Source organism: Rhizobium sp. 18065, assembly GCF_902706095.1.
Taxonomy (GTDB): domain Bacteria; phylum Pseudomonadota; class Alphaproteobacteria; order Rhizobiales; family Rhizobiaceae; genus Allorhizobium.
Window position 1 is genome coordinate 92,068 of the sequence record NZ_CACSJP010000001.1, and the last position, 12,740, is coordinate 104,807.

The following is a 12,740-nucleotide window of genomic DNA, read 5'->3' on the forward strand; positions in this document are numbered from 1 at the left end:
CTCCCGTAGGCGACCGTCAGATCACCGTGCGTGCACGGAGCGCCGCAGACAGCGTTCCTTCATCGAGATAGTCGAGTTCGCCCCCGACGGGCACGCCGTGTGCCAACCGGGTGATCTTCACATCGTCCAGCCCGGTCAGATGATCGGTGATGTAATGGGCGGTTGTTTGACCTTCGACGGTGGCGTTGACGGCGATGATGACTTCGCGGACACCGCCCTTGGCCACCCTCTCGATCAGCCCCTTGATATTGAGGTCATCAGGTCCGACGCCATCCAGCGGAGACAAGGTGCCGCCAAGCACATGATAGGCGGCGTTCATTGCGCCTGCCCGCTCCAGCGCCCAGAGATCGGAAACATCCTCGACGACGATGATCATCGATTGGTCGCGCCGATCGTCGGTGCACACCGTGCAGGGATCGATCGTGTCGACATTGCCGCAGCACGAGCAGATCTTCACCTTGTCATAGGCTTCGCCCATCGCATGCCCGAGCGGCCCGAGAAGCTGATCCTTCTTCTTGATCAGATGCAGTGCCGCGCGCCGCGCCGAACGCGGGCCGAGCCCCGGCACCTTTGCCAGAAGCTGGATGAGTTTTTCGATTTCGGGGCCGGTGACTCGCTTTGCCATGCGGCGTTTCTAGCCCATAACGTCTGCAAACGGAATCGTTGAACATGGGTCACGGATGAAAATACGCGCCGTATGCCGGGGTAATCCGGAAGTCCTGCCGGGCAAGAAATACAAGACCGGCATCAACAAGATCGCCGTGAGCGGACCGATGATGGTCGATGCCGAAGGCCTCGTTGGTGACAGCATCTGCAATCGCAAGCATCACGGCGGTGTCGAGCAGGCGGTCTATCTTGAGGGCAGCATCGATCTTTCCTGGTGGGAGAGCGAACTTGGCCGTACCCTGCCGCCGGGCGTCTTCGGCGAAAACCTGATCATCGAAGGTCTGGACAACCGAACGCTGGCAGCGGGGGACCGCTTTGCCATCGGCGACGTGCTTCTGGAAGTGACCTCTCCGCGTATGCCCTGTGCAACCTTCGCTGCGCGCATGGATGAGCCCACAATGGTCAAGCGATACGCCCGTGCGGCGCGTGGCGGGGCCTATTGCCGGGTCTTGAACGCGGGGCTGATCGAAGCGGGTCAGGAGGTTGCATGGACGGCATATGCCGGCGCGCGCGTCACCTTGCCGGAGATGATGGCGACGTTTGGAAAATCTCTCTCGCAGGAAGACCAGCGGCGCTATCTTGTTGCGCCGATAAACGACAGGTGGAAGCAGGAAATACAGCGCGCGATATCCTGATCGGTGTCGACGATAGTCGCACTCTGCGCAACTTTACCTGCTCGCCTCCCGCAGTCATCATGCCACTGGATTGCTGCGGAGGAGATAAATGCAGGAAACGCGGACCGAACTGCTCTGCGCCGACGGCGTGCGGCTTGCCGGGGACTGGTGGTTGCCCTCTGCCGGCGAACCGGTCGCGACTGTCGTGATCAATCCCGCCACCGGCGTGCTTGCCCGTTATTATCACCACTATGCCCGCTTTCTCGCCAGGTACGGCTTTTCCGTCTTCACCTACGACTATCGCGGCATCGGTCAGTCGCGACCGGCCGATCTCCGCAGCGTCGCCTATACCTGGCGCCAATGGGGGCAGCAGGACTTCGACGCAGCGCTTTGCCATGCCCTGGATCGCGACGAGACCGGTCGCGTGCTGGTCGTCGGCCACAGTATTGGCGGATTTCTTCCCGGCTACGCGTCCATGGCCCATCGGATATCCGGTCTTCTCTCCGTTGGCGGACAGTATGGCTATTGGGGTGACTATCAGTTGAGCAGGCGCCTGCCCATGGCGCTCAAGTGGCATCTGGCCATGCCGGCGATCACGGCGGTGCTGGGTTATTTCCCCGGAAAGCGGCTGGGCTGGCTGGAGGACCTGCCAAAGGGAGTGGCGCTAGGATGGGGTCTTCAGCAGGACAGGGCGGAGCAGGGGCTAAAGGCGGAAGACGCGATCGAGATGCGCAGAGGTTTCGCCGCGCTCACAGGGCCAATTCTCGCCGTCTCGATGTCGGATGATCCGATTGCAACGCCCAAGGCCATTAATAGGGCCATGGCCTACTACACGGGTGCGTCGATCGCCAAAGTGCACTTGTCGCCCAAGGATCTCGGCTTCGATACCGTCGGCCATTTCAACCTTTTCCATGCCCGCCATGAACAAGGCTTCTGGAAAAGCAGTCTCGACTGGTTGCGCGAGGGACGCAACCCCTGGTCGCAGCGGACCTGCCTTTAGTAGACCCGCCAAGGCTTGGCCTTGGATTATGCCATCGGCTCAGGGCATGGGATCATGCCATGGGACTAGAAGGGGAACTTCATGCCCGGTGGCAGCGGGATGCCGGCGGTGATGGAGGCCATCTTTTCCTGAGCCTGGACCTCGCCCTTGTCCTTGGCATCCTTGTGCGCGGCAACGATCAGGTCTTCGAGGATTTCGGAATCCTCTTCCTTGAAAAGCGAAGGATCGATCTTGATGCTCTTCATCTCGCCCTTGCCGTTCAGGACGATGGTGACCAGGCCGCCACCGGATTTGCCCTCGATTTCAAGCGCGGCGATTTCCGCCTGCGTCTTTTCCATCTTCGCCTGCATTTCCTTGACCTTGCCCATCATGCCCATGATGTCGCGCATCGTCATCTCCTTGGTTTGTTGTCTTCTTCACCGGGCCTAAACTCGGCGACCGTGCAACGGTAACGTTCTAGAATTCGATATCGTCGCCCGGCAGGATATCGCCTTCATCGCTCTCGACAATCGCTGGCGGTGGACGTGTGTCTTCGTCCTCCTCCAGGGTTCCGGCCTTGATCCGGACGTCGGTGATCTTGGCGCCTGGAAAACGCGCAAGGATTGCCGCAACGTCCGGGTCTTGCCGGGCATCGCGCAGCCGCGTCTCGCGCGTGGTGTTTTCCACCTCGACAAGGGTAGGCGCCCCTTCCTCGCGGCTCAGAATGACCATCCAGCGGATTTCGGTCCATTCTTCCAGCCGTTTCTGCAGGTCGCCGACCAGTGTCTTCGGCGCGTCGGGCGGCAGATTGATCTCCAGCCGGCCCGGCTCCAGTCGCACAAGCCGGACAAAGCCACGCATCAATGCCTTCAGGCGGGGGTCGCGGTTCTTGCTGCAAAGTTCGGCAATGTCTTCCAGCGACTTGATCTGCACCTTGGGTGTCGGCGCTTCCTGCGGCTTCGGCTGCACCCGCTCCATGGCGGCTGGCAGCGCATCACCAGCGGGCACGCTCTGCAGATGGGCAACAGGTTGGCTGGATGCAATCCGCGGCGCACTGTCCGGCGAAGGCTGGGCGACCGCCTGAACCCGCATAGCCATCGCGGCTCCACCACCAGCGCCGCCGCCGTTCGGGCGTGGCGCAGAGGATCCGCGCTCCGCCGGCTGGCCGTCGGACATCTCAAGCAGACGGCGGGCCGCATCTTCAGGCGAAGGCAGATGCGCCGCATGTGCCAGACGGATGATCACCATTTCGGCAGCACCAGCCGGACGCGATGAACCTTCCGCTTCGGGAATACCTTTCAGCAGCATCTGCCACATGCGCGAAAGCGTGGTTACGGCCACGCTTTCGGCCAGCGATGCGCCGCGCACACGCTCCACTTCGCTCAGCGAAGCATCCTGTGCGGCCGATGGAATATATTTGAGCCGGGTCACCAGATGCGTGAAGTCGGCCAGATCGGTCAGCACCACGGTCGGGTTCGCACCCGCTTCATACTGGCCGCCGAACTCTTCAAGTGCCGCTGCGACATCGCCGCGCACAATATGTTCGAACAAGTCGACGATGCGGGCCCGGTCGGCAAGGCCCAACATCGAGCGCACCGCGTCTGCATGCACCACGCCGCTGCCATGGGCAATGGCCTGGTCGAGCAGCGAAAGACCGTCGCGCGCCGAGCCCTCGGCGGCGCGTGCGATCATCGCCAGAGCATCCTCGTCAGCCTGGATGCCCTCTTTCGACGCAATGGTCGAGAACAGCCCCACCAGATCGCTGGCGCTGATTCGCCGCAAGTCAAAGCGCTGGCAGCGCGACAGGACGGTAATCGGAACCTTGCGGATTTCCGTCGTGGCGAAAATGAACTTCACATGTTCCGGAGGCTCTTCGAGCGTCTTCAGCAGCCCGTTGAAGGCTGCCGTCGACAGCATGTGCACTTCGTCGATGATGTAAACTTTATAGCGCGCCGAAACCGGGCGGTAGCGCACCTGCTCGATGATCTCGCGGATATCGTCGATACCGGTATGCGATGCGGCGTCCATCTCGATGACGTCGACATGGCGACCTTCCATGATTGCCTGGCAATGCTCGCCGGGAATGCGAAGGTCGATCGTCGGCTTGTCGATCTCGGGGGTCTTGTAGTTCAGCGCACGCGCCAGAATACGGGCGGTGGTCGTCTTGCCGACACCGCGCACGCCGGTCAGCATATAGGCCTGGGCGATGCGGCCGGTCTCGAACGCATTGGTCAGCGTGCGAACCATCGGCTCCTGGCCGACCATCAGGTCCGAAAAATCCTTAGGGCGATATTTCCGGGCGAGCACGCGGTATCCGCCGGGGGCGGTCTTGGCCTCTGCAGTGGGCTCCAAATCGCTCATCGCGTTGCCAGCTTCCCCTTGCCGCCCGGATCCGGGCATGGCGCGGCCCATGGTTTTGGATCACGGGCCGGAAATGAAGATGAGGTGGGAGGCTGGCACGATGACCCGTGCCGCGCTCGTTAGGGCTGCTTCCTTCCGGATCTGACCCGGTTGGCGAGTGGCTCGTCCACCACCAACCTCCCGAGGTGACATATCGGCAATAACGACGGCAAATGCAAGCCAAGCCCGTAAAAAACTGCTACAGCATGGAAAAACAACAGCGGAGAAACACCTTGGAGCCATTTCTTCTCGATGAGCGTCTTGCGCGCGACAGTCAGTCCATCCTGAAGCTGGGGCTTTGTGATCTCAGACTTGCCCATGATAGCCGCTGGCCGTGGTTGATCCTGGTGCCGCAGAGATCGGGCATGAGCGAAGTTTTCGACCTGACCCCGCTCGATCAGGCCATGCTCACCTTCGAACAGGTGACGGTCGCCGCAGCCTTGAAGAAAATCACAGGTGCGACCAAGATCAATATCGCGGCAATTGGCAATGTCGTGCGCCAACTCCATGTCCATGTCGTTGCCCGCTTCGAGGATGATCCGAACTGGCCGGGTCCGATCTGGGGGCATGGATCGCCAATTGTCCATTCCGACGATACATTCAACGCGCTCAAGTCCCGGATTCTCGAAGCCCTGCAATGACAAAACGATCCATTTTTGACACATCCGCGCCTCATCCCGAGGCCAGCGCACTCACCGCCTTTTCCGGCAATGGTCTTGATCGCAATGCCGAGCATCGCACGGAGGATAGCCTTGCCCACGCCATGGCGGAGGAAGGCACGCACCTTCTGGCCTTTGCTGGTAATCGCCTGGTGTTCAAACACGACGGCCAGATCCTCGATCCGCTCTTTGCGCCATACGAATTGGTCGGGCTTGAGCCTGATCTCGACGGTGCGGTCCTGCTGGGCCACAAGCCGAATGGCGAGCCGCGCATTGCCGTGCCGGTGAATGCCGGCGAAGAACAGCTGGCTATGAATTACAAGGCGCTGACCGCGCGCGAACTGTTCCGGGAATCAGGCGTCGACGAGGAACTCGTCGGCGAAGCGGCGCAGGGATTCAGCCTGCTGCACTGGAATGCCGAGAACCGCTTCTGCGGCAGCTGTGGTCACACGATGGAAATGCGCATCGGCGGTTACAAGCGCGAATGCCTCTCCTGTGGCCGTGTCGCCTTTCCCCGCACCGATCCGGTTGTCATCATGATGACCATTGATGAGGTGAGCGACCGCTGTCTTCTGGGACGCGGCGCCCATTTCCCCGAAGGCATGTATTCCTGCCTGGCCGGCTTCATTGAGCCTGCGGAAACGATTGAGAATGCCGTACGCCGGGAGACCTTCGAAGAATCTGGCATCACCATAGGTCGGGTCCGCTATCATGCCACCCAGCCCTGGCCGATGCCGCACCAGTTGATGATTGGCTGCTACGCCGAGGCCCTGTCGCTCGATGTGACGCGCGATGAGGCCGAACTGGTCGATTGCCGCTGGTTCACGCGTGCGGAAGTGCAGTCGATGATCGACCTGGCAAGTGAATCCGTGAAAGCACCGGCCAATGGCACCATCGCCCATAGGCTGATGAGCGATTGGCTTGACTGGGCGCGCTGAGCGCTCGGTCGTGTCTGGCGTCAAAGCTTGCCGCGCATCGCATGCGCCTTGTAGACGCCGAGGATGCGGACCTTTTCCGAGAAGAACCGCAGTTCTTCGAGAGCCCGCTTAACCGGCGCGTCGTCCGGATGCCCCTCGATATCGGCATAGAACTGGGTGGCGATGAACTTGCCGCCGATCTGGTAGCTTTCCAGCTTCGTCATGTTGACACCGTTGGTGGCAAAGCCGCCCATCGCCTTGTAGAGAGCGGCCGGCAGGTTACGTACATTGAACACGAAGGTGGTGATGAAGAGCTCATCGTCGCTCTTGCGCTTCGGCTCGTGCTCGTCGCGGGACAGGATGACGAAACGGGTGACGTTATTGTCGGAATCCTCGACATTTTCGGCGATGATATCGAGACCATAGAGCGAAGACGCCAGCCGCGGCGCGAGAGCCGCCATGCTGCGGTCCCCCTGTTCCGACACCTGCTTGGCGGCCCCGGCCGTATCGCCGGCGACGACGGCCTTCCAGCCATGGCTGCGGATGATCTTGCGGCATTGTCCCAGCGCATGGATATGGCTGTGCACGGTGCGGATTTCGTCAAGCTTGACGCCCGGCAGCACCATCAGCTGGAAGCGGATCGGCATGAAATATTCGCCGATGATATGCAGTCGTGACAGCGGCAGCAGGTAGTGGATGTCTGCGACGCGTCCGGCCAGCGTATTCTCGATCGGGATCATCGCCAGATCCACGTCGCCGCTCTCCAGTGCCACGAAGGCATCCTCGAAAGTCGGGCAGGGCAGCGGCTCCATCGAGGGAAACATGTCCCGGCAGGCCATGTCGGAATTGGCGCCAAAGTCGCCCTGGAAGGAAATCTTGTTGGTCGGGGCCAATGGTATGCGTCCTTAAATGGAGTGGGCCGAAAGAATGCGGCGGGCTTTTTCGAGGTCGGCCGGCGTATCGACGCCGAGCGGCACGGTTTTGACGATTTCGACATCGATGCGCATCCCGGCTTCAAGGGCTCTGAGTTGCTCGAGCGATTCGCGTTTTTCAAGTGTCGAAGGCGTTAGCGAGACGAACCGCTCCAGCGCGCGCCGCCGATAGGCATAGAGCCCGATATGGTGGTAAAGCGGTCCCGCGCCGTGCGGCGCCGTGGCACGGGTGAAATACAAGGCCCGCAGTCGCGTATCGCTGAGCGGCGACCCAACGACCTTCACCACGTTCGGATTGGTCTTTTCCTGCTCGTCCTCGATCTCCACCGTCAGCGTCGCGATATCGACGGCTTCGTTTTCCAGTGGCCGAAGGGCGGCGCGGATGGTCTGCGGATCGATGGTCGGCAGGTCGCCCTGCACATTGATGACGATCTCAGCTTTGCCCTCGGGATCGACCTTGCTCAAAGCTTCGAAGATCCGGTCCGAGCCGGATTGATGATCGACCCGCGTCATCACGACTTCGAAACCGGCGGCGGCAACCGCGTCGAATGTCCGCTGGTCATCGACTGCAACAATGATTCGTCCGACATCGGCCTCCTGCGCACGTTTGGCCACCTGGACGATCATCGGCAGGCCGCAAATGTCCGCCAAAGGCTTGCCGGGAAGGCGGGTAGAGGCCATGCGGGCGGGAATTAGCACCAGGGTTTTGCCGCTATCGTCTTTATTCATGCCTAACCCCTTCAAATCGCCGCGCAGAAGTGTCAATAAGTCCCAGTTGCGGGGACCATAATCGTGTTGCATGTGTTATGCAAAAGACATAGGTTCCGCGCGATTTCAAGATCGCTCGGTTGCTGATCGGCCGGCTGCATGGGGAGCTTTGCAGATGAATTCTTACGTGAATATGGGCGTGGGTGCCTTTCTGGGCACCGTCTTCGTCCTGATGTCTGTGTCCATCGCCTCGGAAGGGATTTTCCACTCGGAACATCCTGAGAAGGAAGGCTTTGCCATCGTGGCAGAAGCTGCTGAAGGCGAAGCTGCGCCGGAAGCGGCGGCGGCTGTGCCGATCGCTGTTCTGCTGGCCAGCGCCGACGCGACGGCCGGCGAAGGCGTCTTCAAGAAATGTGCGAGCTGTCACACCGACGTCAAGGGCGGCGCCAACAAGGTTGGCCCGAATCTCTTTGGCCTTGTCGACCGTCCGATCGCAACCCATGAAGGCTTCAGCTATTCGGCTGCCATGAAGGATTTCTCCAAGGGTGGTACCGAACTCTGGACCTGGGACCACCTGAACGCCTTCCTGACGGCGCCGAAGAAGCATGTCCCGGGCACCGCTATGGGCTTTGCCGGCATCAAGAAGGACGAAGAGCGCGCCAACCTGATCCTGTATCTGCACACCATGGCGGATGCTCCGGTCGCTCTGCCGGCGCCGCCGGCGACCAACTGATCATTCAGATCGTGCAAATTTCGATGCCCGGCCTCGCGCCGGGCATTTTCGTTTGGTTCCGGGACTGCGTTTCCATCGGGTTCTGCTTCAGAGCAGCAAAAGAGCCCAGAGCGAGACGCTGATCACGCCGATCGCCGTCGATTGGGTGATGATCGAGGCCGCAAGTCCCTGGCCGACGCCAAAGCGGCTGGCAATCAGCCAGGCGTTGATCCCGGTCGGAACGGATGACGTGAGCACGAGCGCGGCGGTCCACTGCGGGCTAAGGCCGAGCAGGTGGGCGACCAGCCACACGGTTGCCGGCATGACGATCAGCTTGATCGCGGTCATGACGCTTGCGATCCGCACATTGCCCGCCATGCCATATTTTGTCAGTGTCATGCCGAGCGAGATCAAAGCTGCAGGTGCTGCCATCCCGGCCACCTGACCGACAATACCGTCCAGCATGACAGGCATCTTGATCCCGATGACCTGCAACACCAGCCCGGCCATCAGGCCGATGATCAGCGGGTTGCGGATGAGATTGGCGCCAACCTGGCGCGACACGGCCAGAATGCCTTCCGAGGGTCGGCCCGTGGTCTTCTGCTCGGCCCTTTCCATCGCAACGGTCCCGGCGATCATCATCAGCGGCAGATGCACCGCCAGCAGGATCGACATGGCGACGATCCCGTCCGGACCGACCGTGCGGTCGACCAGCGGCAGGCCAATGAAGACATTGTTGGCGAAGGCGCCCGAAAGCCCCGCCAGAACGCCGATGCGCTGATCGCGACCGAAGAGCCGCGTTGCGATGATGTGGCCCAGCGTCCAGGCGACGGCAACGCCGGCAAAATAGGCAATCCATAGCCGAAAGGGCGAGGCGCCATGGAAATCGGCATTGGCGATGGTGCGGAACATCAACATTGGCACCGCCACCCTGAACACGAAGTCGCCGAGCCCGTCCCCGATGTCTGCCTTGAGGATTTTCAGCCGCACCAGCGACCAGCCGAACAGGATGAGAATAAAGATGGGCAGAACGTCTTGGGCAACGGATGACATGAACTGGGCGACTCGCAGGAAAAAGACAGGCTCTTTTCATAGACCCTGAAATCGCGGGGGACCAGTCTTTGAAGGCTTGGCCCATAACGACAAAAAGCAGGCAATGCCTGCTTTCACGCCCGGTTGAACCGGGACCCTTATCCGCGCCGCCAGTACATCCGTGGTCAGCGTGGCCCGGGTGTGGAACCTGTCATGGTTCTTCGGATCGGCGCTGGGGAGCTTATGCCGTCCGCACAGGCATTTTCCTATCTCGCCAACGTAACAACCACATGACGCGTGACGTCTGAGGTTGGCCCTTTCAAACCTTTGAAAAAACGCTATGACCGTTTGAACAAGACAACGGAGCCCAGACCATCATGAGCCGATTCGACGTCCTCACTGTCGGTAATGCAATCGTCGACATCATTTCTCGCTGCGATGATCGCTTTCTCATCGAAAACGAGATCACCAAGGGCGCGATGAACCTGATTGATGCGGACCGTGCCGAACGGCTCTATGACATGATGGGTCCCGCTGTCGAAGCATCCGGCGGCAGCGCCGGCAATACGGCCGCCGGCATCGCCAATTTCGGCGGCAAGGCCGCATATTTCGGCAAGGTCGCAGAAGATCAGCTCGGCGAGATCTTTACCCATGACATCCGCGCCCAGGGCGTGCATTTCGAGACAAAGCCGCGCGGCACCCAGCCACCGACTGCGCGCAGCATGATCTTCGTCACCGAGGACGGAGAGCGCTCGATGAACACCTATCTCGGCGCCTGCGTCGAGCTTGGCCCGGAAGATGTCGAGCCAGAGGTTGTTGCGCAGTCCAAGGTCACTTATTTCGAAGGTTATCTCTGGGATCCGCCGCGCGCCAAGCAGGCAATCCTCGAATGCGCCCGCATTGCCCATGACAATGGCCGCGAAATGTCGATGACCTTGTCGGACAGCTTCTGCGTTGGCCGCTACCGCGAGGAATTCCTCGACCTGATGCGCTCCGGCACGGTCGATATCGTTTTTGCCAATGAGCAGGAAGCGCTGTCGCTCTATGAAACGGATGACTTCGCCGTTGCGCTCGACCGGATTGCTGCCGACTGCAAGCTTGCCGCTGTCACCATGGGCGAAAATGGCGCGGTCGTGGTCAAGGGCGACCAGCGAATCCGTGTTCCGGCGACCGTGGTTACCAATCTCCTGGATACGACTGGGGCCGGCGACCTTTTCGCTTCAGGTTTCCTGTTCGGCTACACCAATGATCGTTCGCTTGAGGATTGCGCCCATCTGGGCTGCTATGCCGCCGGCGTTGTCATCCAGCAGATCGGACCGCGTCCGATGAGCTCGCTGGACAAGGGCGCGCGCGCCGCAGGTCTGCTCTAAGGCAGGCCTTATTTGAAGGCCTCGCCGGGATAGGCACCCCAGATTTCGGCCTGCGCCACCCAGCCGGAAACCCCCTTGGTCTCGGCCTTGCACCAGTTGCCGTTGCATTCGTCGATCTTCAGCACGACGCCGGGCTCGAGTTTCGCGATGACGGCAGCCGACGACATGGAATCGCGCCGCATCATGACATAGACATTGTCGCCATTGGCGCGCATCCATGGGGCCGCGACTGCGGTGCGCTCGCCCGAAAGCAGCGTCTGGTTGACCCAGCCCTCGGTCCCGTCGGCATCGCGGATCTGCCGCCAGTTTTCGTATTCGCGGATGATTTCGACCGGCAGTCCCGATTTGAGATAGCGCCAGGAGACGGCGTAGTCGGTGCTCGGTCCGATACGCAGGTTGACCTTTTCTGCCTTCAGGCTGACAAAGCGAGGCAGGGGTAGCCCGCTGGATCCTTTGGTCATGGCCTGGGCTACGGCACTCTCGGCCCCAGCCAGCAGCGACAAGAGCAGGATGCAGGAAGCAAAACTGATTCGGAGCGCGTTCTGGTTCATACTGTATCCGACTATGCCATGATGGAAGGGCATTCTGCGACCGCCGAACCTGTTCCGGCAGGCATTGAGACAAATCCGGAATGGCGAGCGAGTTTTGTTTGTCTTCGCCAGCGGGTTTGGTAGAAATTGCTCTTTGGGGGAGTATCCCCCGTCTTGGTTAACGAGTTCTGAATAAGGCATTGATCCGTCCCATGACGAACAGGAAAAGACCCAAGGTCTATATTACCCGGAAATTGCCTGACGCCGTGGAAACGCGCATGCGCGAACTGTTCGACGCGGAGCTCAATATAGATGATGCACCGCGCAGCCGCGAAGAGCTGATTGCCGCGATGAAAGACGCCGACGTCCTGGTGCCGACCGTCACCGATCGCATTGATGCGGCCCTGATCGACGAAGCTGGCCCGCAACTCAAGCTGATCGCCAGCTTCTCCAACGGCACGGATCACATCGACATCGATGCGGCGGCCCGCAAAGGCATCACCGTTACCAACACGCCGAATGTCCTGACCGAGGACACGGCCGATATGACCATGGCGCTGATTCTCGCCGTGCCGCGCCGCCTCGTCCAGGGTGCGCGGGTGCTGATGGACAAGCCGGGCGATTGGGCCGGTTGGTCTCCGACCTGGATGCTCGGCCGCCGCATCTCGGGCAAGCGCATTGGTATCATCGGCATGGGGCGCATTGGAACGGCCGTTGCCCGCCGTGCCAAGGCCTTCGGCCTGTCCATCCACTATCACAACCGCAAGCGCGTGAGCCCGCAGACAGAAGACGAGCTGGAAGCGACCTATTGGGACAGCCTCGACCAGATGCTGGCAAGGGTTGATATCGTCTCGGTCAATTGCCCCTCGACGCCGGCCACATTCCATCTGCTGTCGGCGCGTCGTCTGGCGCTGCTGCAGCCGACGAGCTACATCGTCAACACGGCGCGTGGCGATATCATCGACGAGGATGCGCTGATCCAGTGCCTGAAGACCGGCAAGATCGCCGGCGCCGGGCTGGACGTTTTCGAAAACGAGCCTGCCGTCAATCCGAAACTGGTCAAGCTCGCCAATGAAGGCAAGGTCGTGCTTCTGCCGCATACCGGATCGGCGACGATCGAGGGCCGGATCGACATGGGCGACAAAGTGATCATCAACATACGCACCTATTTCGACGGTCACCGTCCGCCGAACAGGGTTCTGCCCAATCGTCCCTGAACGT

14 protein-coding genes and 1 other RNA gene are annotated in these 12,740 nt (G+C 60.8%); 7 read left to right on the forward strand and 8 right to left on the reverse strand.

What is annotated here, in order from left to right:
* Positions 1–16 precede the first annotated feature (16 nt).
* A complete protein-coding gene (gene recR / locus GVK95_RS00410) occupies positions 17–625 on the reverse strand; it encodes a recombination mediator RecR (protein WP_007600513.1) in 609 nt (202 codons plus the stop codon).
* A gap of 55 nt (positions 626–680) precedes the next feature.
* Between recR and GVK95_RS00415 the strand changes: the two genes are divergently transcribed.
* Together GVK95_RS00415 and GVK95_RS00420 are read left to right on the forward strand one after the other, a co-directional pair.
* Complete coding sequence (locus tag GVK95_RS00415; RefSeq protein ID WP_159945898.1) at positions 681–1,301, forward strand: MOSC domain-containing protein; 621 nt, start codon at positions 681–683, stop codon at positions 1,299–1,301.
* An 88-nt stretch (positions 1,302–1,389) separates the two neighbouring features.
* Positions 1,390–2,280: an alpha/beta fold hydrolase gene (locus GVK95_RS00420; protein WP_159945899.1), complete on the forward strand. Its 891-nt coding sequence runs from the start codon at positions 1,390–1,392 to the stop codon at positions 2,278–2,280.
* Between the two features lie 65 nt (positions 2,281–2,345).
* On the opposite strand, the gene GVK95_RS00425 is transcribed toward GVK95_RS00420, so the two are convergent.
* The 3 genes from GVK95_RS00425 to ffs form a co-directional block, all read right to left on the reverse strand.
* Complete coding sequence (locus tag GVK95_RS00425; protein ID WP_007600510.1) at positions 2,346–2,669, reverse strand: YbaB/EbfC family nucleoid-associated protein; 324 nt, start codon at positions 2,667–2,669, stop codon at positions 2,346–2,348.
* 67 nt (positions 2,670–2,736) lie between these two features.
* The gene (locus GVK95_RS00430; protein ID WP_159945900.1) at positions 2,737–4,620 is read right to left on the reverse strand and encodes a DNA polymerase III subunit gamma/tau; all 1,884 of its coding nucleotides are present in this window, start codon (positions 4,618–4,620) and stop codon (positions 2,737–2,739) included.
* A gap of 84 nt (positions 4,621–4,704) precedes the next feature.
* Positions 4,705–4,801: signal recognition particle sRNA small type (ffs, locus tag GVK95_RS00435), an RNA gene on the reverse strand.
* 91 nt (positions 4,802–4,892) lie between these two features.
* Between ffs and GVK95_RS00440 the strand changes: the two genes are divergently transcribed.
* Both GVK95_RS00440 and nudC read left to right on the forward strand, forming a co-directional pair.
* Complete coding sequence (locus GVK95_RS00440) at positions 4,893–5,300, forward strand: HIT family protein (RefSeq protein ID WP_159945901.1); 408 nt, start codon at positions 4,893–4,895, stop codon at positions 5,298–5,300.
* Positions 5,297–6,256, forward strand: coding sequence for an NAD(+) diphosphatase (gene nudC / locus GVK95_RS00445; protein WP_159945902.1), 960 nt, complete (start codon positions 5,297–5,299; stop codon positions 6,254–6,256). The genes GVK95_RS00440 and nudC overlap by 4 nt, the downstream gene beginning before the upstream one ends.
* Before the next feature lie 20 nt (positions 6,257–6,276).
* On the opposite strand, the gene GVK95_RS00450 is transcribed toward nudC, so the two are convergent.
* The gene (locus tag GVK95_RS00450; protein ID WP_244618648.1) at positions 6,277–7,074 is read right to left on the reverse strand and encodes a prephenate dehydratase; all 798 of its coding nucleotides are present in this window, start codon (positions 7,072–7,074) and stop codon (positions 6,277–6,279) included.
* Positions 7,075–7,140: 66 nt separating this feature from the next.
* Entirely contained in the window at positions 7,141–7,896 is a 756-nt protein-coding gene (locus GVK95_RS00455) for a 3-deoxy-manno-octulosonate cytidylyltransferase (RefSeq protein ID WP_159945904.1), read from the reverse strand.
* Positions 7,897–8,050: 154 nt separating this feature from the next.
* Between GVK95_RS00455 and GVK95_RS00460 the strand changes: the two genes are divergently transcribed.
* Positions 8,051–8,608, forward strand: a complete 558-nt coding sequence (locus GVK95_RS00460; RefSeq protein ID WP_159945905.1) for a cytochrome c family protein — start codon at positions 8,051–8,053, stop codon at positions 8,606–8,608.
* An 87-nt stretch (positions 8,609–8,695) separates the two neighbouring features.
* Here GVK95_RS00460 and GVK95_RS00465 read toward each other — a convergent pair whose 3' ends face one another.
* Entirely contained in the window at positions 8,696–9,640 is a 945-nt protein-coding gene (locus GVK95_RS00465) for an AEC family transporter (protein ID WP_159945906.1), read from the reverse strand.
* 356 nt (positions 9,641–9,996) lie between these two features.
* Between GVK95_RS00465 and GVK95_RS00470 the strand changes: the two genes are divergently transcribed.
* Complete coding sequence (locus tag GVK95_RS00470) at positions 9,997–10,989, forward strand: adenosine kinase (RefSeq protein WP_159945907.1); 993 nt, start codon at positions 9,997–9,999, stop codon at positions 10,987–10,989.
* 8 nt (positions 10,990–10,997) lie between these two features.
* Here the strand turns inward: GVK95_RS00470 and GVK95_RS00475 are convergent, their stop codons facing one another.
* Positions 10,998–11,540, reverse strand: coding sequence for an SH3 domain-containing protein (locus GVK95_RS00475; RefSeq protein ID WP_244618617.1), 543 nt, complete (start codon positions 11,538–11,540; stop codon positions 10,998–11,000).
* 191 nt (positions 11,541–11,731) lie between these two features.
* Here GVK95_RS00475 and GVK95_RS00480 point away from each other — a divergent pair, with 191 nt between their 5' ends.
* On the forward strand, positions 11,732–12,736 hold the full coding sequence (locus GVK95_RS00480; protein ID WP_159945909.1) for a D-glycerate dehydrogenase: 1,005 nt from the start codon (positions 11,732–11,734) through the stop codon (positions 12,734–12,736).
* The last annotated feature ends 4 nt before the right edge of the window (positions 12,737–12,740 follow it).

Excerpts from the sequence above, each read along its gene's own strand:
- GVK95_RS00450 (WP_244618648.1), bottom strand. The coding sequence starts at position 7,074 with ATGGCCTGCCGGGACATGTTTCCCTCGATGGAGCCGCTGCCCTGCCCG.
- GVK95_RS00470 (WP_159945907.1), top strand. The coding sequence starts at position 9,997 with ATGAGCCGATTCGACGTCCTCACTGTCGGTAATGCAATCGTCGACATC.
- recR (WP_007600513.1), bottom strand. The coding sequence starts at position 625 with ATGGCAAAGCGAGTCACCGGCCCCGAAATCGAAAAACTCATCCAGCTT.
- GVK95_RS00480 (WP_159945909.1), top strand. The coding sequence starts at position 11,732 with ATGACGAACAGGAAAAGACCCAAGGTCTATATTACCCGGAAATTGCCT.
- GVK95_RS00420 (WP_159945899.1), top strand. The coding sequence starts at position 1,390 with ATGCAGGAAACGCGGACCGAACTGCTCTGCGCCGACGGCGTGCGGCTT.
- GVK95_RS00425 (WP_007600510.1), bottom strand. The coding sequence starts at position 2,669 with ATGCGCGACATCATGGGCATGATGGGCAAGGTCAAGGAAATGCAGGCG.
- GVK95_RS00460 (WP_159945905.1), top strand. The coding sequence starts at position 8,051 with ATGAATTCTTACGTGAATATGGGCGTGGGTGCCTTTCTGGGCACCGTC.
- GVK95_RS00415 (WP_159945898.1), top strand. The coding sequence starts at position 681 with ATGAAAATACGCGCCGTATGCCGGGGTAATCCGGAAGTCCTGCCGGGC.
- GVK95_RS00455 (WP_159945904.1), bottom strand. The coding sequence starts at position 7,896 with ATGAATAAAGACGATAGCGGCAAAACCCTGGTGCTAATTCCCGCCCGC.
- nudC (WP_159945902.1), top strand. The coding sequence starts at position 5,297 with ATGACAAAACGATCCATTTTTGACACATCCGCGCCTCATCCCGAGGCC.
- GVK95_RS00465 (WP_159945906.1), bottom strand. The coding sequence starts at position 9,640 with ATGTCATCCGTTGCCCAAGACGTTCTGCCCATCTTTATTCTCATCCTG.
- GVK95_RS00475 (WP_244618617.1), bottom strand. The coding sequence starts at position 11,540 with ATGAACCAGAACGCGCTCCGAATCAGTTTTGCTTCCTGCATCCTGCTC.
- GVK95_RS00430 (WP_159945900.1), bottom strand. The coding sequence starts at position 4,620 with ATGAGCGATTTGGAGCCCACTGCAGAGGCCAAGACCGCCCCCGGCGGA.